Here is a 22,113-nt window from a genome sequence, read left to right on the forward strand (position 1 = left end):
GTGGCTGTGGTACATGAGCCGTCAGCGATTCGCTACCAGATGCGCGCCAAACAGCACGTAGCAACCGCCGGCAAAGCGGTCGAGCCATTTGCGCGAGCGGCTGTAGAGGTTGGCCATGCGTTCGCTAGAAAACACCAGGGCCACGCAGGTGTACCAGCTGAACGACAAGCTGGCCATGGTGATCACGGCCACGGTCAGCTGCGTCGGCGACGGGGACGGCGGCATGGTCGATGCAAAGATCGTGGCAACAAACAGCGCGGCCTTGGGGTTGGACAGGTTACCCAGCAGGCCCAGGCGCCAGGCGGAGAACAGCGAGCGGCGCGGCTCATCCGGCAACAGGCTCTGGCCCATGGCCGGCGCCGAACGCTTGAACAGCTTCAACCCGAGGTAGATCAGGTAGCAGCCGCCGATGATCTTGAATGCCAGGTAGAGCATCGGTGCCGCGGTAAACAACGACTTGATGCCCAGGCCGCCCGCCAACCCCCACATGACCGTACCGGTGGCCACACCGGCCGACGCCACCACCCCATGACGGCGCGAAACGCTGGCGGCCAACTGTGCGGTATTGAAGAAGTTGGGGCCGGGCGTTACCACCGCAACGGTCCAGAGCAGGGCCAGCGAAACCAGCGGCGCCACATAGGCGGGGGTGAAAAAATCCATGGGGGGCAGCTCCATCAGCGCTAGGCACGAACAGCGATCATAGGCCTCGTCCCTGGCCTGCACAATCGTACAAGACCCCGGCAGACAAGGAATGCAGACTCGGTTAACGTGTTTCAACCTCTACGTGTGACAAGCGACCATGGGCCACCCCATTTCCCCCCTCGACTGGCTGCACCGCGCCCCGCACGCCAGCGGCCTGGACCGTATAGAGGCGTACTTTGCCGGCTACGCCTTCGACCCGCATCGCCATGACACCTACGCCATCGGGCGCACCCTGTTTGGCGTGCAGAGTTACCACTACCGGGGCTGCATGACCCACAGCATGCCCGGTGCGACCATGGTGATTCATCCCGATGAAAGCCATGACGGCCGTGCCAGCAGTGTAGAAGGCTTCAAGTACCGCATGATTTATGTGGAACCGGCACTGATCCAGCAGATTCTCGGCGGCAAGCCGCTGCCGTTTATCCACAACGGGTTGTCGTCCGATCCACGACTGTTTCGCGCCAGCGAGGTGTTGCTGCAAAGCCTGGACTGCCCGATTGATCCGATGCAGGAGCAGGACGCGCTGTACGACCTGGCCCAGGCGCTGAACGTGGCATCGGGCGCGATCATCAGTCGAAAATCCTTTGACTACATCGCCGCTGAACGTGCCCGCGAATTTATCCACAGCGCACTGGGCCGCAGCATCACCCTGGATGAAATGGCCGACCATTGCGGCCGCGACCGCTGGGCGTTGTCGCGGGACTTTCGCGTGTTGTTCGGCACCAGCCCCTATCGCTACCTCACCATGCGCCGCCTCGACCTGGTGCGCACGCTGCTGGCACAAGGCATGTCGCTGGTGGACACGGCACTGGCCGCCGGTTTCACCGACCAGAGCCACATGACCCGACAATTTCGCAGCACCTACGGCATGCCGCCGTCGCGTTGGGTGAAGATGTCAGGCCGCGTCCAATACCGGTAAACCCGCCGATTGCCTGAGGCGCAACGCCAACACGGCACCGGCCAGGGCAATCGCCGCGCTCCACCACAACGCCAGCTCGATCCCGCCGCTATTGGCCACCGACACCAGCACCGCCAGCCCCAGCGCGCCACCGATCTGCTGGCTGGTGGACGCCATCCCCGCCGCTACGCCCTGCTCGCCCGGACGGATGCCCAGGCCCGCCGCCACCCACATCGCGGTCCAGGTCATGCCCTGGCCGATGCTCAAGATAAAAATCCCCGGCAGCAACGACCAGAACCCCACGCCCGTCGGCAATGCCCAGCACACCAGCGCAATGCCCACCGCGCCCGCCAGTTGCCCGCAGACCAGCGTGTTGCGCAGCCCCAACCGGGCCAGGGAGCGTTCCGCCAGCCAGATCCCGAACGTACACACCAGCGTCGCGGGCAAGAACGCCAACCCCGCCTGCAACACGCTGTAGCCGTAGACCTGCTGGTAGTACAGCGCCAGAAAGTAGTACTGCACGCCAAAACTGCTCATGAACACCGCCGTCAGCACCATGGCCATGCGCAACTCGCGATAGGCCAACAAACGCAGGGGCATCAAGGGGTCGCGACCACGGTGTTCGATCCAGGCGAACAGCCCCAGCAGTGTCACGGCCAAAGCCAGGCAAGCCAGGGTCGATGGCGACGCCCAGCCCCATTCCGGGCCTTGAACCAGGGTAAACACCAGCAACGTCGCGCCGACCGTCACCGTCAGTGCTCCGCTGATATCGAAGCTGCGCCCCTGGGCACGCGGCGCATCGGCGGGAATCCAGTAACGCGCCGCCCAGGCACAACCGCCCGCCAACGGCACGTTCACCAGAAACACCGCCTCCCAGCCCCAGGCCTGGGTCAGCACGCCGCCAAGCAAGGCGCCGAGTGCCAGGCCCGCCGCCGATGCGGCGCTCCACACCGCAAACGCGCGGTTGCGCGCCGGCCCCTGGGCGTAGTGAGTGTTGATCAATGCCAGCGTGGCCGGAAACAACAATGCGCCGCCCACGCCTTGCACCGCCCGCGCCAGCACCAGCAGCATCGCGCTGCCGCCGAGTACGGCCGCCAGCGACGCCAACGCATACAGCGACTGGCCAAGCCGATACAAACGGCGCTTGCCGAGCAGGTCCGTGGCCCTGCCGCCCAGCAACAGAAAGCCGCCAAAAGCCACGCTGTAGGCACTGACCACCCACTGCAGTTGCTGGGCAGAGAAGCCCAGGTGCGCGCCGATCTGCGGCAAGGCCACAAACACAATGGTCGCATCCAGGGCAATGATCAGTTGCGCAGTTGCCAGCAGCGCCAGCATCCAGCCAGAGGGTCGAGAGGGAGACATCACAGCGTCCTGTCCGAAAATGAGTGGCCGCCAGTGTCTTTCATGCTCAACAGATGATAAATAGCCTGATCACTCTTTCAGTAATGACATTAATCATGGATCTGAATGCTGTCCGCCTATTGGTTCGCGTCGCCGAAGCCCGCAGTTTTACCCGCGCGGCCGGTGAGCTGGGGCTGACCCAGTCGGGCCTTTCCCGGGCTATTTCACGCCTGGAAAACGAGCTGGGCGTACGCCTGCTGCAACGCAACACCCGCAGCGTCAGCCTTACCCCCGACGGGCAGCTGCTGTACGAGCGCAGCGCGCCATTGCTGGCCGAGCTGGCCGAAACCGAAAAGCTGATGCTCGACCGCAGCAGCCACCCCACCGGCCTGCTGAAAATCAGCACGCCGTCGCTGTTCGGGCGCAAGGTGGTCATGCCGGTGATTGGTGAACTGACCTTGCGCTATCCGCAATTGCGCATCGAGGCGGTGATGACCGACCGCCTCGTGGACATCGTCGACGAAGGCTTCGACGCCCTGCTGCGCACCGGCGAAATCCACGACCAACGCCTGATCGCCCGAGCCCTGTCACCGTTGCGCTGGGTCACAGTCGCCGCCCCCGCCTACCTCGCGCGTTTCGGCACGCCACACAGCATTGAAGAACTCCGCGACCATCACTGCATTACCGTGCGTAATCTGCGCAACGGCCGCATGGTGGATTGGCAATTCATGCGCGATGGCCGGGTGCAGGACGTCAGCGTCGAGGGGCGGCTGATCTTCGATATCGGCGATGGGATGGTGGATGCCGCCGTGGGAGGGTTCGGCATCGCTCAGGTGATGGATTTTGCCGTGCGCGACGACCTCGCCGCCGGGCGCCTGGTGCCGGTGCTCGAAGCGTTTGCCGGGCGCAGTCGGCGGATCTCGTTGGTCTACCCGCCGTCGCGGCAGTATTCACCCAAGCTGGTGGCGTTTGCCGAGGCACTGGCAAACGCACGCTGGTAAGGCTTAGCTGACGCCCATCAGTGGGCTGGCCGATGCGCCGGAAACGCCGGCAGGTCTGCGGGTTGCCGTGGTTCCTGCGTCAGCTCGACAGTTGGTTGGCGAATTGCCCGACCGCGCTGACCACCTTCTGTGCGCCGTCCTGGATTTCCACAATCACTGTGCCAGCTTCCGCCGCCAGGGCCAGGCCGTGTTCGGCTTGCAGGCGGCCGTCGGTCATCAGGGCGACGGCATCGCGCGCCATGTCCTGGTTCTGACGCACCACACCGACAATTTCCTCGGTGGCTTTGCTGGTGCGAGACGCCAATTGGCGCACCTCATCGGCCACCACCGCAAAGCCCCGGCCCTGTTCACCGGCGCGCGCCGCTTCGATGGCCGCGTTGAGCGCCAGCAGGTTGGTCTGCTCGGCAATACCGCTGATGGTCTTGACGATGCTGCCGATCACTTGGGACTGGGCGTTCAGTGCCTCGATGCCTTCGCCAGCCTGCTGCATGTGCGTGGCCAGGTCGCGCATCACGTCCACGGCCTGGGTGACCACGGCGGTGCCGCGCTGGGCGCTGCTGTCGGTGTGCAACGAGGTGCTGTAGGCAATGTTCGCCGCCTCTGCGACCGCTTGTTCCTGGTTGACCTGGTCGGTGATCACCGTGGCGAACTTGACCACTTTGTACAGCTGATCATTGGCATCCATCACCGGGTTGTAAGTGGCTTCCAGCCACACCGTACGGCCGTGGCTGTCGACCCGTTTGAAGCGCGCCGCAACAAACTCACCGGCATTCAAACGTTTCCAGAAGTTTTGGTATTCGGCGCTGTTGTACTCCTCCGGTGCGCAGAACATGCGGTGATGTTTACCCTGGATCTGCGCCAGGCTGTAACCCATGCCACCGAGGAAGCGGTCGTTGGCCGTCAGCACGTGCCCGCCGAGGTCGAACTCGATCACGGCGGTGGAACGCACCAGCGCGGTGATCAGGTTTTCATGCTCGCGGGAGGCCTCGATCGTGCGGGTGAGGTCGCTGGAGTAAATCGAAAAATGCCGGATGCGCCCGTCAGAACTGCGCACCGGTTGCACGATCGAGCGCAGCCACGCTTCCTCGCCATTGCCACGCATCAGGCGCACGGTGCCGGCGAAATGTTCACCGCGCACCAGGGCATTCTTGAAACGCTGCTGGAACTCGTCCTTGCGCACGTGGGCCGGCACCAGGTCATCAATGGCGCGTCCCAGCAACTGACCGCTCTGATAGGCCAGTTCCTGCAGGAAGTTGGCGTTAGCCCATTCAACCCGACCTTCGGCGTCCAGCGTCAGGCACAACATTTCACTCTCCAGGCTCTCCTTAACCTGTTGCAAGCTGGACAATTCTTCGCGAAGAGCCGACAGCTCCTGCTTCAAACGGGTGTTAAACATGGGGCACCGATGGTCATTGGGAGCGTTGAGATCTGACCTTAATCGGCGCTGTCGGCATTTTCTGAAGAGCACTTGAGTGCCGTGCCTGAATGTTTTTTTGGATCCATTAGTTGCCGTTGTTTCGGCATACGCCCATCACTTGATATTCCACAGTATTGAGCGTGCCGCTGGAGTCCTCATAGGTCATCCGCGAGGGCACTGGGTTGCACGATTTGATCGGTGGCGTCACGTTCACGACCTTGGCAATGTCCAGCTTCATGCCATAACGATAGGTCTGCACGAGGGGCGCCGGCTTGCCTTTTTTCATCGCGTAAGCGGCCATGGCTTGCTCATTGCGCTCCATCATCAGGGCAAAGTTGCGAGTGCGATCAATATCTGCGAACGCACTGAATGACAGGACTGCGGTGAATACACCCAGGGCGATTTTAGGGAAGTTCATAAAGGGTTCCTCGACTGAAAAGTTCAGTGACAAGACTAACCAGGCGACCCTGACGCCAACTTCACCAGAAAATTACTTATTTGTTAGGTAACGGCGAGTTTCCAGAATTGTAATGTTCGCGACATGTTGCCGTTATTCGCTACTTGCAACTATCAGCCCGGGCCAAATCAATAAAAACGCCCACCTCTATAAGAAGCTGATAACTGCCACTAGCGAGGAGCGAATCATGAACATTGCTTACTACACCCTTCCCTTTTACCTGTTTGCCGCACTGCCCCTGGCAGCCGTGGCCGTGGAGGACGAGCCCGAGGGGTTCATCGAAGGCAGCAGCATGAACCTGCTGATGCGCAATTTTTACTTTAACCGCGATGACCGCAAGGGCCAGTCCAGCCCCACCGGCAATGGCTATTCCGAAGCCTGGGCGCAGGGCTTGATTGGTAAGTTCGAATCGGGCTTTACCCAGGGCAGCGTCGGGTTCGGCCTGGATGCATTTGCCATGTATGGCCTGAAACTCGACTCTGGCACCGGCCGCAGCGGCGCCAAGGGCTCATTCGACGTGCTGCCGGTGGACAGCGATAACCATCCCGAAAGCGGCTACAGCAAGTTCGGCGGCGCCGCAAAAATGCGCGTGCTGGACACGGTGATCAAGGCCGGCGACGTGTTCCCGGCCACCCCCGTCGTGGCCGCAGGCGACTCGCGTTTATTGCCGCAAAGTTTTCGCGGCGTCACGCTGCAGAACAACAGCCTTGAAGGCCTGACGCTGCAGGGCGGACGCCTGAGCGGCATGAGCCAACCCACGCAGAGCGGGATGAACAAAGGCTTTGCGACGTTCTATGCCGGCAAGGTCGACTCGCCCTGGGTCGGCTATTTCGGCGGTGAGTACGCCGTCAACCCATACCTGAGCGTCAGCCTCTACAACAGCCGTTTGAAGGACGCCTGGGACCAGTACTACGTCGGCAGTGCCGCAACCTACCCACTGAGCGATGACGTCTCGTTGTTCGGCGACGTCAACTATTACAAGGCAGTGGATGAAGGCAAACAGCTGCTCGGTGAACTCGACAACACCATCTGGAGCGCCAAGGTCGGGGTCAAGATTGGCGCCCACAGCCTGGCCGTATCGCATCAGCGCAACAACGGCAATGACGACTTCGACTACTTGCGCCAGTCGGACTCGATCTTCCTCAACAACTCGATCCAGTACAGCGACTTCAACTCCCCCAAGGAGCGCTCATGGATGCTGCGCTACGACCTGGACATGCAGCCATTCGGCATTCCCGGCCTGTCCTTCATGGCCCGCTACGGCCAAGGCAGCGGTGCCGACTACAGCAACGCGAATGCGGTGTATATGCGCCGCGATGCCGCCGGCAACCCACTCACCGACCAACGTCGCTGGGAGCGCGATATCGAGGCTAAATATGTTGTGCAGGGCGGCAACTTGAAAGATTTGTCAGTGCGACTGCGCCAGGCGACGGTGCGCTCAAGTTCATTTGAATCGGACCTCGAAGAAGTGCGAGTGATTGTCGAATACCCACTGGCGATTCTTTAAGTCGCACATACATTCACGTGCCGATGCACTTCACCTGTTCACATCTTTCAGAACTGTAATATTGGCCTCACGTTCACGTTAAGTTGCACTTTTATACTGCGTGTCGAATACACCTCATCTCTGCAGCTTTTGTGAAGCTCCTTTGGAACAGAGATGATTTTTACGCCCCGCATGGGGCGTTTTTTTTAAGCGCGGGTTCAGCGGCAAATCGCCGCACCCGGCTTGACCCTGAAGCTACTCCAGCGTTCAGAGTCCAACGCCCAGAAAAGTCCTAAAGCCTACTTAATGCCTCTATGAGGTCATGCCCGTTTCGTTTCCCTTGAAGGTAATTCCCTATGCGTATCCTTGTGGTTGAGGACGAGCAGAAAACCGCCGACTACTTGCAGCAAGGCCTGACCGAAAGTGGCTACGTCGTCGATTGCGCTGCCAGCGGTGTCGATGGCCTGCACCTGGCCAGGCAGCACACGTATGAACTGGTGATCCTCGACGTGAACCTGCCCAACACCGACGGTTGGGAAGTGCTGGAGCAACTGCGCCGCGACGGCAACCAGCGCGTGATGATGCTGACTGCGCGTGGCCGGCTCGCCGACAAGATCAAGGGCCTGGACATGGGCGCCGACGATTACCTGGTCAAGCCCTTCGAATTCCCCGAACTGCTGGCGCGTGTGCGCACCTTGCTGCGGCGCAGTGAACATATTCCGCTGCCGGACGTGCTGCGAGTCTCGGACCTGGAGCTCGACCCACGCCGCCATCGCGCCTATCGCGGCAGCCGGCGCATCGACCTGACCACCAAGGAATTCGCCCTGCTGCAGGTATTGATGCGCCAGTCCGGCGAAGTAATGACCCGCACACAGATCATTTCGCTGGTGTGGGACATGAACTTTGACTGCGACACCAACGTGGTGGAAGTCTCCATCAGCCGTCTGCGCGGCAAGGTCGATGACCAGAGCGAGGTCAAGCTGATCCATACCATTCGCGGCGTCGGTTATGTGCTGGAGGCGCGTCAATGAGAACCAGCAGCCTGTCGATGCGCCTGGGCCTGACCGTCAGCCTGATGGGCGCCGGCCTGGTCGTGCTGTTGGCCACCCTGGCCTACCTGGCCCTGACCCACGAGCTGGAAAACCTCGCGCGCAAGGGCCTGGAAAACAAGCTGGAACAGCTGCAACACAGCCTCTCCCAAGGCCTCAACCCCAACGACATCACCGCCCGCCCCCACTCGCTGCTGGACCTGGTGATGGGCCACGACAATATCTACCTGACCATCATCGGCACATCACCCGACGCGCCCGTGCTGCTCAGCGTCGGTGCCAGGCCCCAGCAGCCGCTGTTACTGGATGTGCCGGCGAGCAACACGCTGGCGTATCTGAACTGGGTCGACGGGGCTGGCGACCGTATCCTCAGCGCCACGCGCCTGCTGCCCTTGCACAGCGGCGAAAACGTGCGCGTGCTGCTGTCGCTGAACCGCTCCGATGACGAGGCCTTGCTCAGTGCCTACTTGCGTTCCACGGTGATCGCCTTGCCGATGTTGCTGATCCTGATCGGCATGGGCGCCTGGTGGCTGGTGCAACGCGGGCTGGCGCCGCTGCAGCAATTCAGCCGCGTGGCGGCCAAGGTCAGCACGCAGGACCTGACCCATCGCCTGTCGCTGGACAACCTGCCCAAGGAGCTGGGCGAGTTGGCTGAGGGCATTAATTTCATGCTGCATCGCCTGGACGCGGGGGTGCAGCAACTGTCGCAGTTCTCCGACGACCTGGCCCACGAACTGCGCGCGCCCTTGACCAACCTGATGGGCAAGGCCCAGGTAACGTTGTCCCGCGAGCGCCCCTCGGAGGCGTACAAGGCGGGCCTCGAATCCTGCACCGAGGAGATGGAGCGCCTGTCGCGCATCGTCTCCGACATGCTGTTTCTCGCGCAGGTCAGCCACCCGGCGGCGCGGGCCGGCTTTGGCCCCGTATCGCTGGGCGAGGAAGCGCTGCGGGTGATGGAGCTGTTCGCTTTGAGCGCCGAAGACAAACACGTGAGCCTCAGCCTGCGCGGCGATGCGTGGGTGGCCGGTGATCGCCTGATGATCCAGCGCGCCATTTCCAACTTATTGTCCAACGCCATCCGCCACACACCGGAGGGCTCCAATGTGTGGCTGCTGGTGGAAACCTACGACCACTGCGTGTCGCTGTCGGTCGGCAACCCTGGCCGTGGTATCGAAGCCCACCACTTGCCACACCTGTTCGAACGTTTCTACCGCGCCGACAGCAGCCGTACCCGCTCCGAAGGCGGCACCGGCCTGGGGCTGGCCATCGTGCAGTCGATCATGCATCTGCATCAGGGGCATGCCGACGTGAGCAGCCAGCCCGGGCGCTTGACGCGCTTCAGCCTGGCGTTCCCCCTTCCCTGACCACAAAAAAGCGTCTCGCCTTGCCTGCCGATGTCAGGTGCTTTGCTCTTCTTTGCGATGCGCCCACTGGTACAACGCCGGCAACACCAGCAACGTCAGTAACGTAGAGGAAATAATCCCGCCGATCACCACCGTCGCCAACGGGCGCTGCACTTCGGCGCCGGTGCCGGTGGCCAGGGCCATGGGAATAAACCCGAGGGAGGCCACCAGTGCGGTCATCAACACCGGGCGCAGCCGGGTCAGCGCACCTTCGTTGATCGCCACCGCCAGTGGGCGCCCCTCCTCACGCAGGTTGCGGATGAACGCGATCATCACCAGGCCGTTGAGCACCGCCACGCCAGACAAGGCGATAAAGCCCACACCCGCCGAGATCGACAGCGGAATATCGCGCAGCCACAAGGCCATGATCCCACCGGTCAACGCGAACGGAATCCCGGTAAACACCAGCAGCCCGTCCTTGAGGTTGTTGAACATCATGAACAGCAAGCCAAACACCAGCAGCAAGGCGACCGGCACCACAATGCGCAAACGCTCGGACGCTTCCTGCAACTGCTCGAACTGGCCGCCCCAGGTGGTCCAGTAACCTGCCGGGACGGTGACCTGGGCGGTAATCGCGGCTTGGGCCTCGGCCACAAACGAACCGATGTCGCGCCCACGCACATTGGCACTGACGATTACCAGACGCTTGCCGTTCTCGCGGCTGATCTGGTTAGGGCCGAGTACCAGGTCCAGGCTGGCGACCTGGGACAACGCAATAAACCCCAATTGCCCCTCGGCATTCCCGGCCAGCGCCGGCACCGGAATCAACAGCCGCGACAAGCCATCGATATCGGTACGTAGCGCGTCGGACAGCCGCACGACCATGTCGAAACGGCGGTCACCTTCGTACAACGTACCGGCCTGGCGCCCACCGACCGCCACGGCGATGGTGTCCTGCACATCGCCGACATTCAGGCCAAACCGCGCCGCCTTGTCACGGTCGATATTGATGGTCAGCACCGGCAGGCCGGAGGTTTGCTCTACCTTGACTTCCGAGGCGCCCTCGAGCTTTTCCAGGGTCTCGGCGATTTCCCCGGCGGTGCTGTTGAGCACCGCCATATCATCGCCAAACACCTTCACCGCCACATCGCTGCGCACGCCGGAAATCAGCTCGTTGAAACGCAGCTGGATCGGTTGCGACAGTTCATACGCGCTGCCCGGCACGATCGCACTGGCGCGCTGGATATCGGCGATCAGCGTTTCGCGGGGTTTCTCAGGATCCGGCCACTGCTCCTTGGGCTTGAGCATCACATAGCTGTCGGAAATATTCGGCGGCATCGGGTCGGAGGCGATTTCCGCGGTGCCGGTGCGCGCAAATACCCGCTCGATTTCCGGCACTTGGGCCATCAAGGTTTTTTCCAACTGCTGCTGCATCTGCACCGATTGCGTGAGGCTGGTGCCGGGTACGCGCAAGGCTTGCTGGGCAAAGTCACCTTCACTGAGGCTGGGGATAAATTCGCTGCCCATACGGCTGGCCACCACGCCCGAACCGAGGATGGTCAGCAGCGCCAAACCGAACACCAGCGGTCGGCGCGCCATCACCCAATCCAGCACCGGTGCATAGGCCCGGCGTGCGGTGCGCATCACCAGGTTCTCGTCTTCCTTGACCTTGCCGGTGACGAACAGCGCAATCGCCGCCGGCACGAAGGTCACCGACAGAATCATCGCGCCCAGCAAGGCGATCACCACGGTGAAGGCCATGGGGTGGAACATCTTCCCGGCCACCCCGGTGAGGGCGAAAATCGGCAGGTACACCACCATGATGATCAGTTGCCCGAAGATCAACGCACGGCGCGCTTCCTTGGCGGCGGCGAATACTTCATGCAGGCGCTCGCTGCGCGTGAGCAGGCGGCCATGGCGCTGCTGCGCATGGGCCAGACGGCGAATGGCGTTTTCGACGATGACCACCGCACCGTCGACAATGATGCCGAAATCCAGCGCGCCGAGGCTCATCAGGTTGGCACTGACCCGGTTGGTGAACATCCCGGTAAAGGTGAACAGCATCGCCAGCGGGATCACCATCGCGGTGATCAGCGCCGCGCGGATATTGCCCAAAAACAGGAACAACACCGCGACCACCAGCAGTGCCCCTTCAAAGAGGTTTTTCTTGACGGTGGCGATGGCTTTTTCGACCAGGTTGGTGCGGTCATAAACGGTGACCGCTACCACGCCCTTGGGCAGCGAACGGTTAATGGTTTCGAGTCTTTGCGCCACCGCCTGGGACACGGTTCGGCTGTTTTCGCCAATCAGCATGAACACCGTGCCCAGCACCACTTCACGGCCGTTTTCGGTGGCGGCACCGGTGCGCAGCTCACGGCCGATTTCGACCTCGGCCACATTGCTCACACGGATCGGCGTGCCACCCGCGGTGGTGATCACGATGTTGGCGATGTCTTCAATCGACGCCACTTGCCCCGGCGCGCGGATCAGCAACTGTTCGCCGCTGCGTTCGATATAACCCGCGCCGACGTTGGCATTATTGCGTTCCAGCGCTGTGACCAGATCCCCTAAGGTCAGCTTGTAGGCCGCCAGGCGCTTGGGGTCCGGGGCTATCTGGTATTCCTTGGCGAAGCCGCCGATGGTGTTGATCTCGGCCACGCCGGGCACGTTGCGCAGTTGCGGCTTGATGATCCAGTCCTGGATCACCCGCAGGTCCGTCGGCGTATAGGCCGTGCCGTCGTCCTTGAGTGCGCCCTCTTGGGCCTCCACGGTCCACAGGAAAATCTCCCCCAGGCCGGTGGAAATCGGCCCCATCTGCGTGTCGATGCCGACGGGCAATTGGTCACGCGCCACTTGCAGGCGCTCATTGACCAGTTGGCGGGCGAAGAACAGGTCGGTGCCGTCCTTGAAGATCACCGTGACCTGGGACAAGCCCGAACGCGACAGTGAACGTGTCTGCTGCATGCCCGGCAAACCCGCCATGGCAGTTTCGATCGGAAAGGTGATGCGCTGCTCGGTTTCCAGCGGCGAAAAACCGGCTGCCGACGAGTTGATCTGCACCTGCACATTGGTGATGTCAGGCACTGCGTCGATGGGCAGTTTCTGATAGCTGGCGATGCCGACACCGGCCATCAACAGCACCGCCAGCAGCACGATAATGCGCTGCTCGATGGCGAATTGGATAAGGCGCTCAAACATGGGGAATCACTCGCAGGATCAATGGGCGTGCTCGGCGGAGCCTTTGCCCAGTTCGGACTTGAGGATGAAGCTGCCGACCGTCGCCACCTGTGCCCCGGCTTCGAGGCCCTGGCGCACTTCGACGTAGCCGTCTTCACTCACCCCCAGCTCGAGGTGGCGGGTGATAAACCCTTCCGGTGTGCGCACAAAGACCGAAGGTTTATCCTCGACGGTCTGTATCGCCTCTTGGGGTACGGCAACCTTGGCTTGATAGGTATCGGTGGCCAGTTGCACGCTGACAAACAGCCCGGGACGCCAGGCGTCGTCGGGGTTGGGTACCGTCACGCGGACAGTCGCGGTGCGCGTCTGCTCGCCCAATAGGTTGCCGACGTAGGCCACGGTGCCGCGCACGTGCGTGCCCATTTCGGCGGAGCTGACCGTCACCGGTTTACCGACCCGAACCTTGCTCAAGTCCTTGGGAAACACACCAAAGGTGACCCACACCTGGGACAGGTCCGAGAGGGTGAAGGCGTTGCTGGTTTCGCTGACGACCTCACCCAGGGCCAGGTGTTTTTCCACCACCACGCCGTCGAATGGCGCACGCAGTTCGTAACGATTCCCCCCGACCAATACCGCGCTGCCACTGAGGGCGCTCATCTTCTGGCGAGCGTTGTTCAGGGCAATTTCAGCTTCCTGCAAGGTCTGGCGCGCCAGCAGGTAATCCTGCTCGGCGGAGATCTCCTCCTCCCACAGCTGACGTTCGCGTGCAAAGGTGGTGCGCGCCAGTTCGACCCGGCGCTGGCTGGCCGCCAGCTCGCTGCGCTGGTCGGAAATCTGCTGGCTGGCGATTACCGCCAGCACCTCGCCTTTTTTCACTGCCTGGCCGAGATTGACCTTCACCGCCTCCACCACTCCCGCCACGCGCGGGACGATGTGCGAGGTACGGTCCTCATCGAAGCGCACCTCGCCTGGCAGGGTCAGCAAGGTGCTGATGGCGCGCGGCTGGGCCGGGGCCAGTTGAATGCCGGCCGCCTGGACCTGCTGTTCGGTCAGTTCGATCACGCCTTCTTCTTCATCAGCGCCCGCCAAGCCGGGCAGCATCAGGCCCAGGGCGACGGCAAGCGCCACGCCGTATCGTGTGTTCATAAGGGACTCCAGAAAATATCAAAACCGGGCGAGGTCGCCGTAAATCCGTTCGATACGCACCCAGGCGTCGGTGGCCTGGGCGGTCGCCGTGAGGTACTGGTTGCGCGCCGCGATCAGGGTGCGTTGGGCGTCGAGCACGTCGAGGAAGTTGAATTTGCCCATCTCGAAACCACGGGTGGCGCTGTCCACCGCGCTCTGGGCGGCAGGCAGGATCTGCTGGTTGAACGCGAGCACTTCGGTGTTCGCGGTTTGCCACAGGTCCAGGGCCTGGCGGGTTTCGGTGCGCAGGCGCAGTTCGGTGGCGTTGCGCAGGTCGCGGGCCTGGTCGGCGCGGCGGCTGGCCGCGAGCACATTGCCCTGGTTGCGGTTGAACAACGGGATCGGCATCGACACGCCGACCAGGTTCACCCGCTCGCGCGCACCAGCGTCGTACTGGCTGCCGATGGACACATCGAGGTCGGGAATCCGCTGGGCCTTTTCCAGGCCGACGTTGGCTTCGCCTTGCAGTATCTGCAGCTCGGCCAAGCGCAACTCCACGGTTTGCTCAAGGCGCGCCAGCAGTTGGGCGGCGGCTGGCAGAGGCGGTGTGGATTGAGGGTTCGTGGCAACCGCCTGGAAGTCCGGCACGGCGCTGCCGGTACTGGCGGCGAGGCGGCGGTAGGCGTCGCTGAGGCCGACTTGGGCGCGGTTCAGTTCCAGGCGAATTTCCGACAGCTGCACCTGGGCGCGCGTGGCTTCAACCGGCGAGGTTTTACCCGCGGTCACACGCCCCTTGGCAACCACCAGGCCGCGCTCGGCCAGGGCCAGGGATCGTTGCGCGAGGTCGAGGCGCTCCTGGGCACGCAGGGCGCCGTAATAACTGTCGATCACCTCGGCACGCAACAGGTTGCGGCGCTGTTCAAGCGTCAGCGCGGCGGCGTCCTGACCGCGCGTGGCGACGTCAATGCGTGCGCCGCGTTTGCCGCCCAGTTCCAGGGTCTGGCTGAGTTTTATGCTGGTGGTGCGGCTGTTGCGGCGGGTGTCTTCAGCGTCCCAGGAGGCGACCGGATTGGGCATCAATCCCGCCTGCTGCCGCACGCCTTGGGCGATGTCGATCTCCCACTGCGCCGCCGCCAAGTCCGGGTTGTTGGCGAAGGCGCTTTGCAAGGCTGAATCGAGGCTCAGGGTTTGCGCCTGGGTAACACCGGCGGCCACCCATAACAGCGTCGCCCCGACGAGTTTTCTAACGGAAATTGCCATAACGAGAGTTCCACGCCAATGAAGTCCAAGCGGGGGCAATGTAGCGTTCACGACCTATCAGGGCGGTGGAGCAAAGATTACAAATCCGACAGTAAAGGCTCTGCGGCGGGGCTGCCGGGCCAGCACGGCGGGTTGCACCAAAACGGTACATCAGCACTGGGCCACTGCGGGATCAGGTATGCTTTTCAGACAGGAAACAAAAAGAAACAATTTTCCCAACCTGTTCGATAAGGAGTCCCGTTTTGGAGTTATCGACTGCTGCGTGGATGGTTCACGACACCCGCCTCATGCTCTGCGTTCTACTGGCTATCGCCAGCATCATTGTGCTGATCAGCGCGACCAAACTGCCACCGTTCCTGTCGATCCTGATCGGCACCTTCATCGCCGGTGTCGGCGCCGGGTTGCCGCCGGAAGAAGTGGCCAAGGCGTTCAGCAAAGGCGCGGGGGCGATCCTCGGTGAAGCCGGGATCATCATTGCCCTGGGCTCGATGCTCGGCGCGTTGATGGCGGAATCCGGCGCGGCCGACCGCATCGCCACCACCTTGCTCGGGCTCGGCAAGGGCAAGTCATTGCCGTGGGTGATGGCACTGGTGGCGATGGTGATCGGCCTGCCGCTGTTCTTCGAGGTGGGCCTGGTGATGATGGTGCCAATCATCTTCGTGATGGCTAAACGTTCGAACCAGCCGCTGCTGAAAATCGCCATCCCCGCACTGGCCGGCATGACCACCCTGCACGCCCTGATGCCACCGCACCCGGGGCCGCTGATCGCAGTGGGCGCGCTGCACGCCGACCTGGGCCTGACCATGCTGCTGGGCTTTTGCCTCGCGGTGCCTGCGGTGATTCTGGCCGGGCCGCTCTACGGTAACTGGCTGTCCAAACGCCTGCACGTGGACGCACCAGCCGACATCGGCGCGCTGTTCAGCGCACCGCCAAAGGCACCGCGCCAACCGAGTTTTGGCGTGTCGTTGCTGATCATTCTGTTGCCGGTGATTCTGATGCTGGGCAGCACTTTGGCCAAAGTCGCACTGCCGGCGGAAAGCAGCGTGGGCCTGGTGCTGAAATTTCTCGGCGAACCGCTGATCGCCCTCGGCCTCGCCGTGATCGCCGCCGTGATCTGCCTAGGTTGGGCCGCCGGCATGCCGCGCGCCGACGTCGGCAACACCCTGCGCAAAGCCCTCGCGCCCATTGCTGTTTTGCTGCTGACCATCGGCGCCGGCGGCGGCCTCAAGCAAACCCTGCTGGACGCCGGCGTCAGCCAGGCCATCAGCAAGGTCGCCGAAGGCGCGCACATGCCGTATCTGCTGCTGGCCTGGCTGATTGCCGTGGCCCTGCGTCAGGCAACAGGCTCGGCGACCGTCGCCACCACCACGACCGCAGGCATCCTCGCGCCGATGATGGCCGGGCTGGCCGCCACGCAAAGCTCACTGGTGGCACTGGCGATTGGCGCCGGCTCGGTGTTCTTCTGCCACGTCAACGACGCCGGGTTCTGGATGGTGCGTGAGTACTTCGGCTTGCAGCTGAAGCAGACGATCTGGGTGTGGTCGGTGTTGCAGACGATTGTTTCTGTGGTGGGGCTGGTCGGTACATTGGTGCTGTGGCACTTCTTGACCTGAAGATGCCGTTGAGGGGAGGGTTTCTTCCCCTCGCTGTGTCAGTGGTGCAACACGAAGCGCGCGTCAAGCTTCCCGAGTAAATCGAAAGTGTTCATATAAGGGACACCAAACAAAGAGCACACATTGGGAATAGTGTATTTGCGCTTGATGTCAGGGTTATAGACCTCGTGCGTGACAACCACTGCGCCCGTCGTCATTGCCTTGGCTATCAACCAAGCATCTGCGCCCTCAAGAAACTCTTCCAAAGCACCCGCCTTCATCATCGGTACTTGCTCGGCAATTCTTGAGACGATATTCCCAAAGGCAGATTGGGTCTGTTGATCACTCGAGTCTTCAAACAGGCCGGCATTACTCTTTACCCATTGGGTCAACTCGTCGTTGCCTTTGGCTAGTTCGTCCCTGACCGGAACAATACTGGCGATTTCCAAGGCCTGATGCTGCTGAAGTATCCATGCCCAATAGCCTGGGCAAATCGTCATTGCGTAATAACGGTTTTTGGCCTCAATCAGCGTATTCGAATCCAATAGGTGCTTCATGCCGACAGCTTCATCCCATAAGTCTTCAACTTGGCGGGCTGAACACCCAGCAGTTTTCCTGCGTCTCGCAACAAAATCCGCCCGCTCTGTGCTTCTGCGAGAACGGCCTTGCTTAACCGGGTGCTGTTCCTGATAGCCGCGGTGCGATAGTAGTCCCCGCCATTACCGTCTTTATCTCGAAACTCCTGCAAGATCCGACGATAGTAAGCGCCGTATTGATCATTACTGATGTAGCCAAGATCAAGGGCTCGCCGGGCAATTACAAGCGTGCTGACGCGAAAGCGCCCGGCCAGGGGCACGAGGTTTTCTTCCCAGTGAACACCCAAATCCCAGTGCACTCGAAAAACATGTTCCGGCGCCAGAAACTCTCCCGCCACCGCGTTGCAGAAGGCTTCTTCTTGGCGGGCACTTTGACTGCTGCCATCAGGCACGCCCGTGCTACCAATCCAGATATGCGCCAGTTCATGCATCAATGTAAAAAGCCGTGCCGTAGGCGCGTCCGCACTGTTGATGAAAACTACGGGGGCCATAGCGTTGCTGATCGCAAACCCTCGAAACTCACTGACATCAAGCTTCCTGTGGGTGTTGCCCAAGGCAACACCGCTGCGCATGATGAGAATTCCGGCCTCCTCCGCACCGCTCACCAGAGCCCTCACATAGTCCTCATAACCCATTCGAGCAAAGGCATCCGTTACGCCAAGTACGCGACGAATATCTGCCACCACATCTTTGATGGGCGAACGGCAATTGAAACTTCCCACGAAGGACAGAGGGGAACGCTCGTGATCCTGCAAATACTCCAAGTACCAGTCTTGCTTACGGAGCACGTCTCTCACCGTGTCCATCAGGTTCAAGCTGGGCTTGTCTGGGAAAACGCCACCCACAGTACGCAGGTCAGGAAGAGGGAGATGCTCGGGCGGAGGTGCACTGAGAAAGAGATAGCCAAAGGGGACATGCACAAGGGCGGCCCACTTTTGCGCCTGGTTGAAGGTGGGAAAGCTCCGACCGCCTTCCCACTCCTTCAGCCTTTCCAATTTGACCATGAGGCCTTTGGCAACCTGCGCTTCAGACAGCCCCGCCCGCTGGCGAGACCAAGACAGGATTGCATGGTTGATATAGGCGGTCTGAGTCATGGAGGAAGATGTGCTCGTCAGGAATGGACGTGACTATAGGAGCGCCCCCCCTACCCGTCAATTAATGGCCCCAAGTGCCATTTGTAACAGCATCTACCGTGTGGCGCTTGCCAAACAGCGCCACACTCCCCACCCCTACCGCGCCCATCACCACGCAATAGCCCACGCAAATCCACGGGCTGGTGGGCATCAGCGCAATCAGCAGCAGCGGCGTGGTACTCGCCCATAGTGCGTAGGCAATGTTGTAGGTGAACGAAATCCCAGACACCCGCACCGGCGCCGGAAACAGCCCGACCATCACCGACGGCACCGCGCCCACCACCCCGCAACTCAGGCCCGCCACGGCATACGCCGCGCCGAGCCAGATGCCACCACTGATCAGGCTGGCGTACAGGACGGCAATGCCCACCGGCAGCAACAGGCTGTAGACCAGCACCGCGCGCCAGGCGCCGATGCGGTCCACCAACAGGCCGGCGAACACGCAACCGATATTCAGAAAGACAATGCCCAGCGCGCTCAAGGCGAAGGTGTGGCTGGGGCTCATGCCGAAGGTTTTCTGCATCATGGTCGGGGTGATGACGACGAGTACCACCACGGCCGAGGTGAGCACGCAGGTGAGGATCATTGCCGGCAGCAGCACGGCGCGGTGGTCACGCAGCACGGTGCGCAACGGCAGTTCGGCGGCGGCCTGGCGGCGGGCCTGCATTTCGAGGAACACCGGGGTTTCGCTGAGCCAACGGCGCAACCACACGCCGATCACGCCGAACACACCGCCGAGCAGGAAGGGAAAACGCCAGGCGTAATCGAGGATTTCCGCCGGGGTGAAGACTTGTGCCAGCAGCGTCGCCGTGAGCGCGCCGAGCAGGTAACCAAAGGTCAGGCCGGCTTGCAGGAAGCCCAGGGCGTAGCCGCGGTGGTGGCGCGGCGCGTGCTCGGCCACGAAGGTCCACGCGCTGGGCACTTCGCCGCCGACAGCCGCGCCCTGTAGCACGCGCAGCGCCAGCAGGATCAGCGGTGCGAAATAGCCGATTTGCGCGTAGGTCGGCATGATCCCGATCAGCAGGCACGGCAACGCCATCATCAGGATGCTCAGGCTGAACACGCGCTTGCGCCCCAGGTGATCGGCAAAGTGCGCCATCAGGATGCCGCCCAGCGGGCGGGCCAGGTAGCCGGTCACAAAGATGCCGAAGCTTTGCAGCAGGCGCAGCCATTCGGGCATTTCCGGCGGGAAAAACAATTGGCTGAGGGTGAGCGCAAAGAACACGAAAATAATGAAGTCGTAGATTTCCAGGGCACCGCCCAGGGCGGCCAGGCCCAGGGTTTTGTAGTCGGAGCGGGAAAATCGCTGCGCCTGTGGAACAGAGGTGGCAGTCATGAAGAAGCTCGGCAGACAAACAAAATGGCGTGCAGGTTATGAGCTGAACCGAATGATGGCAATCACAGCAGATATATTTGTTTTCCTCATGGATCGATGAAGATAACTGCATTCCCATATCAATGGCCGTGGAGGAACATGCGCGCAAACTGCCCCCCATAATAAATACAAGAGGTACGACTCGTGGCCGATGCTATCGAAGAAAGCCGCTATGCCCGATTTGCCCTGCGTTGTTCCAACTTCGCCGAACGCTGGTTCCCTGACTCCTGGGTGTTCGCCGCCCTCGCCGTGATCATCGTGGCCGTAGCCACCCTGGGCATGGGCGCCGCACCGACCGAGGCCGCCAAGGCCTTTGGCGACGGGTTTTGGAGCTTGATCCCGTTCACCATGCAGATGGCCTTCGTGGTGATCGGCGGGTATGTGGTCGCCAGCTCGCCGCCCGCCGTGAAGCTGATTGACCGCCTGGCGCGCATCCCGAAAAACGGCCGCTCGGCCGTGGCCTGGGTGGCGTTGATTTCCATGCTGGCCTCATTGCTCAACTGGGGGCTGTCCCTGGTGTTCGGCGGTTTGCTGGTACGCGCACTGGCCCGTCGCACCGATTTGCGCATGGATTACCGCGCAGCCGGTGCTGCGGCCTACCTGGGCCTGGGCGCGGTGTGGGCGCTGGGGTTGTCGTCGTCGGCTGCGCAATTGCAGGCCAACCCGGCCAGCTTGCCGCCGTCGATCCTGTCGATCACCGGGATGATCCCGTTCACCGAGACTATCTTCCTGTGGCAATCCGGCGTGCTGTTGCTGGCGCTGATCGTGGTATCGCTGATCATCGCCTACGCCACCGCTCCCGGCCCGAACAGCGCCCGTGACGCCAAGGCCTGCGGCGTCGACCCGGCCTTCAACCTGCCCAAGCCGCAACCGCCGACCCGCCCCGGCGAATGGCTGGAACACAGCCCGTTGCTGACCATCCTGTTGGCACTGCTGGCCGCCGGCTGGTTGTTCCACGAGTTTTCGACCAAGCCGGCGATCAGCGCCATCTCGGGGCTCAACACATATAACTTCCTGTTCATCATGGTGGGTGCCCTGCTGCACTGGCGCCCGCGCAGCTTCCTCGATGCCGTGGCCCGCGCCGTGCCGACCACCACCGGCGTGCTGATCCAGTTCCCGCTGTACGGTTCGATCGCCGCGCTGATGACCGTGGTCAAGGGCGGTGACGGCCAGACCCTGGCGCACCATATCTCGACCTTCTTCACCTCCATCGCCTCCCACGACACCTACGCGCTGCTGATGGGCGTGTACTCGGCGGTGCTGGGCTTCTTTATCCCGTCGGGCGGCGGCAAGTGGATCATCGAAGCGCCCTACGTGATGCAGGTTGCCAACGACCTGCAATACCACCTGGGCTGGGCCGTGCAGATCTATAACGCGGCCGAGGCGCTGCCGAACCTGATCAACCCGTTCTATATGTTGCCGCTGCTGGGGGTGCTGGGGCTCAAGGCGCGGGACTTGATCGGGTTCTCCTTTGTGCAACTGCTGGTGCACACCCCGCTGGTGCTGTTTTTGCTGTGGGCACTGGGCACGACCTTGAAGTATTTGCCGCCCGTCATGCCATAACGCGGTCAGTGTGGGAGCGGGCTTGCTCGCGAAAGCGGTGGATCATTCAGCACATGTTTCGCTGACAGACCGCCTTCGCGAGCACGCGCGCTCGCACATTTATAGTTGCGCGGTGTCAGGCGCACAGGCGCTGAAAGCCGCTTTTCTGACGAGATATGTGGGACTTTCCCGCCCCCGGCAACCGCCCGCGCTGACTTCCCCCGCCAGCACCTTTGATTAACCTCTCTCGGATGCCCCTTCACACACGCCAAGGACAATCCGATGACGCCCATCTCCAAATCGCTGGAAGAGTTGATCAATGCTATTTACAAGGACGGCAGCGTGTCGTTCGTCGAATATCAGGGCCTGCGCGACAACGCCGATTGCCGCATGGCCACCGTTATCAAGGAGTTTGGCCTGCACAACAATGTGACAGCTTTCCAAAAGGCCATGGACGTAGCCATGCAGCTGCTGCAGACCAGTGTCATCGATGCCAAAAAAGCCAAGCTGACCGACACCGGGGAGGCCATCGTCAAGGATGCGCTGACGGCCCAGGTGGAGTATTTGCGCGCCGGCAGCGAATTGGCGCTGCGCTTGCTGTGACCGGCCTGTAGCGTGC

At 61.9% G+C, this 22,113-nt stretch carries 18 protein-coding genes and 1 pseudogene; 8 read left to right on the top strand and 11 right to left on the bottom strand.

Translation table 11 applies throughout. The annotated features are described in order from the left end of the window. Positions 1-21 precede the first annotated feature (21 nt). The gene (locus GIW02_RS06580) at positions 22-660 is read right to left on the bottom strand and encodes a LysE family transporter (protein WP_236418727.1); all 639 of its coding nucleotides are present in this window, start codon (positions 658-660) and stop codon (positions 22-24) included. A gap of 139 nt (positions 661-799) precedes the next feature. Between GIW02_RS06580 and GIW02_RS06585 the strand changes: the two genes are divergently transcribed. Next, positions 800-1,621, top strand: coding sequence for an AraC family transcriptional regulator (locus tag GIW02_RS06585; RefSeq protein ID WP_236418726.1), 822 nt, complete (start codon positions 800-802; stop codon positions 1,619-1,621). Here GIW02_RS06585 and GIW02_RS06590 read toward each other — a convergent pair. After that, positions 1,598-2,935: an MFS transporter gene (locus GIW02_RS06590; RefSeq protein ID WP_236421802.1), complete on the bottom strand. Its 1,338-nt coding sequence runs from the start codon at positions 2,933-2,935 to the stop codon at positions 1,598-1,600. The two genes, GIW02_RS06585 and GIW02_RS06590, sit on opposite strands and share 24 nt — an antisense overlap. Before the next feature lie 122 nt (positions 2,936-3,057). Between GIW02_RS06590 and GIW02_RS06595 the strand changes: the two genes are divergently transcribed. Beyond that, positions 3,058-3,942 (top strand): LysR family transcriptional regulator, encoded by an 885-nt coding sequence (locus GIW02_RS06595; protein ID WP_236415458.1) that lies wholly within the window; start codon positions 3,058-3,060, stop codon positions 3,940-3,942. A gap of 79 nt (positions 3,943-4,021) precedes the next feature. Here GIW02_RS06595 and GIW02_RS27200 read toward each other — a convergent pair whose 3' ends face one another. The 3 genes and pseudogenes from GIW02_RS27200 to GIW02_RS06605 form a co-directional block, all read right to left on the bottom strand. Next, entirely contained in the window at positions 4,022-4,453 is a 432-nt protein-coding gene (locus GIW02_RS27200; protein ID WP_456362084.1) for a methyl-accepting chemotaxis protein, read from the bottom strand. A gap of 108 nt (positions 4,454-4,561) precedes the next feature. Continuing rightward, a pseudogene (locus GIW02_RS27205) lies at positions 4,562-5,338 on the bottom strand (PAS domain-containing protein); the annotation flags it as partial. Positions 5,339-5,444: 106 nt separating this feature from the next. Next, positions 5,445-5,777 carry a DUF2790 domain-containing protein gene (locus GIW02_RS06605; protein WP_236415469.1) on the bottom strand — a complete coding sequence of 111 codons (333 nt, stop codon included), beginning with the start codon at positions 5,775-5,777 and terminating at the stop codon, positions 5,445-5,447. Positions 5,778-6,003: 226 nt separating this feature from the next. On the opposite strand from GIW02_RS06605, the gene GIW02_RS06610 reads away from it, so the two are divergent. The 3 genes from GIW02_RS06610 to GIW02_RS06620 all read left to right on the top strand — a co-directional run bounded on the left by GIW02_RS06610 (position 6,004) and on the right by GIW02_RS06620 (position 9,715). After that, positions 6,004-7,323, top strand: coding sequence for an OprD family porin (locus GIW02_RS06610; protein WP_236415486.1), 1,320 nt, complete (start codon positions 6,004-6,006; stop codon positions 7,321-7,323). Positions 7,324-7,658: 335 nt separating this feature from the next. Continuing rightward, entirely contained in the window at positions 7,659-8,333 is a 675-nt protein-coding gene (locus GIW02_RS06615) for a heavy metal response regulator transcription factor (RefSeq protein ID WP_236415488.1), read from the top strand. After that, positions 8,330-9,715: a heavy metal sensor histidine kinase gene (locus GIW02_RS06620; RefSeq protein WP_236415490.1), complete on the top strand. Its 1,386-nt coding sequence runs from the start codon at positions 8,330-8,332 to the stop codon at positions 9,713-9,715. Before GIW02_RS06615 ends, GIW02_RS06620 begins: the two co-directional genes overlap by 4 nt. 33 nt (positions 9,716-9,748) lie before the next feature. Here GIW02_RS06620 and GIW02_RS06625 read toward each other — a convergent pair whose 3' ends face one another. From GIW02_RS06625 to GIW02_RS06635, 3 genes are read right to left on the bottom strand one after another with little or no spacing between them, the layout of a single operon-like run. Further along, positions 9,749-12,892, bottom strand: a complete 3,144-nt coding sequence (locus GIW02_RS06625; protein WP_236415508.1) for a CusA/CzcA family heavy metal efflux RND transporter — start codon at positions 12,890-12,892, stop codon at positions 9,749-9,751. A gap of 18 nt (positions 12,893-12,910) precedes the next feature. After that, on the bottom strand, positions 12,911-14,017 hold the full coding sequence (locus tag GIW02_RS06630) for an efflux RND transporter periplasmic adaptor subunit (RefSeq protein ID WP_236415510.1): 1,107 nt from the start codon (positions 14,015-14,017) through the stop codon (positions 12,911-12,913). Between the two features lie 18 nt (positions 14,018-14,035). Next, positions 14,036-15,256, bottom strand: a complete 1,221-nt coding sequence (locus GIW02_RS06635) for a TolC family protein (protein WP_236415512.1) — start codon at positions 15,254-15,256, stop codon at positions 14,036-14,038. A gap of 242 nt (positions 15,257-15,498) precedes the next feature. Here GIW02_RS06635 and GIW02_RS06640 point away from each other — a divergent pair, with 242 nt between their 5' ends. Continuing rightward, the gene (locus GIW02_RS06640; protein WP_236415514.1) at positions 15,499-16,869 is read left to right on the top strand and encodes a GntT/GntP/DsdX family permease; all 1,371 of its coding nucleotides are present in this window, start codon (positions 15,499-15,501) and stop codon (positions 16,867-16,869) included. 38 nt (positions 16,870-16,907) lie between these two features. On the opposite strand, the gene GIW02_RS06645 is transcribed toward GIW02_RS06640, so the two are convergent. The 3 genes from GIW02_RS06645 to GIW02_RS06655 all read right to left on the bottom strand — a co-directional run bounded on the left by GIW02_RS06645 (position 16,908) and on the right by GIW02_RS06655 (position 19,913). Beyond that, positions 16,908-17,405 (bottom strand): DUF4411 family protein, encoded by a 498-nt coding sequence (locus GIW02_RS06645; RefSeq protein ID WP_236415516.1) that lies wholly within the window; start codon positions 17,403-17,405, stop codon positions 16,908-16,910. Beyond that, positions 17,402-18,538, bottom strand: coding sequence for an XRE family transcriptional regulator (locus GIW02_RS06650; RefSeq protein WP_236415518.1), 1,137 nt, complete (start codon positions 18,536-18,538; stop codon positions 17,402-17,404). Before GIW02_RS06650 ends, GIW02_RS06645 begins: the two co-directional genes overlap by 4 nt. Before the next feature lie 61 nt (positions 18,539-18,599). Further along, the gene (locus GIW02_RS06655; RefSeq protein ID WP_236415521.1) at positions 18,600-19,913 is read right to left on the bottom strand and encodes an MFS transporter; all 1,314 of its coding nucleotides are present in this window, start codon (positions 19,911-19,913) and stop codon (positions 18,600-18,602) included. A gap of 183 nt (positions 19,914-20,096) precedes the next feature. Here GIW02_RS06655 and GIW02_RS06660 point away from each other — a divergent pair, with 183 nt between their 5' ends. Both GIW02_RS06660 and GIW02_RS06665 read left to right on the top strand, forming a co-directional pair. Next, positions 20,097-21,515 carry a TIGR00366 family protein gene (locus GIW02_RS06660; protein WP_236415523.1) on the top strand — a complete coding sequence of 473 codons (1,419 nt, stop codon included), beginning with the start codon at positions 20,097-20,099 and terminating at the stop codon, positions 21,513-21,515. A 261-nt stretch (positions 21,516-21,776) separates the two neighbouring features. After that, the gene (locus GIW02_RS06665) at positions 21,777-22,097 is read left to right on the top strand and encodes a hypothetical protein (RefSeq protein WP_236418199.1); all 321 of its coding nucleotides are present in this window, start codon (positions 21,777-21,779) and stop codon (positions 22,095-22,097) included. The last annotated feature ends 16 nt before the right edge of the window (positions 22,098-22,113 follow it).

Origin of the sequence: Pseudomonas syringae, from assembly GCF_021606685.1 — a bacterium.
Lineage (GTDB): Bacteria > Pseudomonadota > Gammaproteobacteria > Pseudomonadales > Pseudomonadaceae > Aquipseudomonas > Aquipseudomonas syringae_R.

Coding starts and splice junctions, on each gene's coding strand:
- GIW02_RS06580 (WP_236418727.1), bottom strand. CDS start 660: ATGGATTTTTTCACCCCCGCCTATGTGGCGCCGCTGGTTTCGCTGGCC.
- GIW02_RS06585 (WP_236418726.1), top strand. CDS start 800: ATGGGCCACCCCATTTCCCCCCTCGACTGGCTGCACCGCGCCCCGCAC.
- GIW02_RS06590 (WP_236421802.1), bottom strand. CDS start 2,935: ATGCTGGCGCTGCTGGCAACTGCGCAACTGATCATTGCCCTGGATGCG.
- GIW02_RS06595 (WP_236415458.1), top strand. CDS start 3,058: ATGGATCTGAATGCTGTCCGCCTATTGGTTCGCGTCGCCGAAGCCCGC.
- GIW02_RS27200 (WP_456362084.1), bottom strand. CDS start 4,453: ATGCGCGACCTGGCCACGCACATGCAGCAGGCTGGCGAAGGCATCGAG.
- GIW02_RS06605 (WP_236415469.1), bottom strand. CDS start 5,777: ATGAACTTCCCTAAAATCGCCCTGGGTGTATTCACCGCAGTCCTGTCA.
- GIW02_RS06610 (WP_236415486.1), top strand. CDS start 6,004: ATGAACATTGCTTACTACACCCTTCCCTTTTACCTGTTTGCCGCACTG.
- GIW02_RS06615 (WP_236415488.1), top strand. CDS start 7,659: ATGCGTATCCTTGTGGTTGAGGACGAGCAGAAAACCGCCGACTACTTG.
- GIW02_RS06620 (WP_236415490.1), top strand. CDS start 8,330: ATGAGAACCAGCAGCCTGTCGATGCGCCTGGGCCTGACCGTCAGCCTG.
- GIW02_RS06625 (WP_236415508.1), bottom strand. CDS start 12,892: ATGTTTGAGCGCCTTATCCAATTCGCCATCGAGCAGCGCATTATCGTG.
- GIW02_RS06630 (WP_236415510.1), bottom strand. CDS start 14,017: ATGAACACACGATACGGCGTGGCGCTTGCCGTCGCCCTGGGCCTGATG.
- GIW02_RS06635 (WP_236415512.1), bottom strand. CDS start 15,256: ATGGCAATTTCCGTTAGAAAACTCGTCGGGGCGACGCTGTTATGGGTG.
- GIW02_RS06645 (WP_236415516.1), bottom strand. CDS start 17,405: ATGAAGCACCTATTGGATTCGAATACGCTGATTGAGGCCAAAAACCGT.
- GIW02_RS06650 (WP_236415518.1), bottom strand. CDS start 18,538: ATGACTCAGACCGCCTATATCAACCATGCAATCCTGTCTTGGTCTCGC.
- GIW02_RS06655 (WP_236415521.1), bottom strand. CDS start 19,913: ATGACTGCCACCTCTGTTCCACAGGCGCAGCGATTTTCCCGCTCCGAC.
- GIW02_RS06665 (WP_236418199.1), top strand. CDS start 21,777: ATGACGCCCATCTCCAAATCGCTGGAAGAGTTGATCAATGCTATTTAC.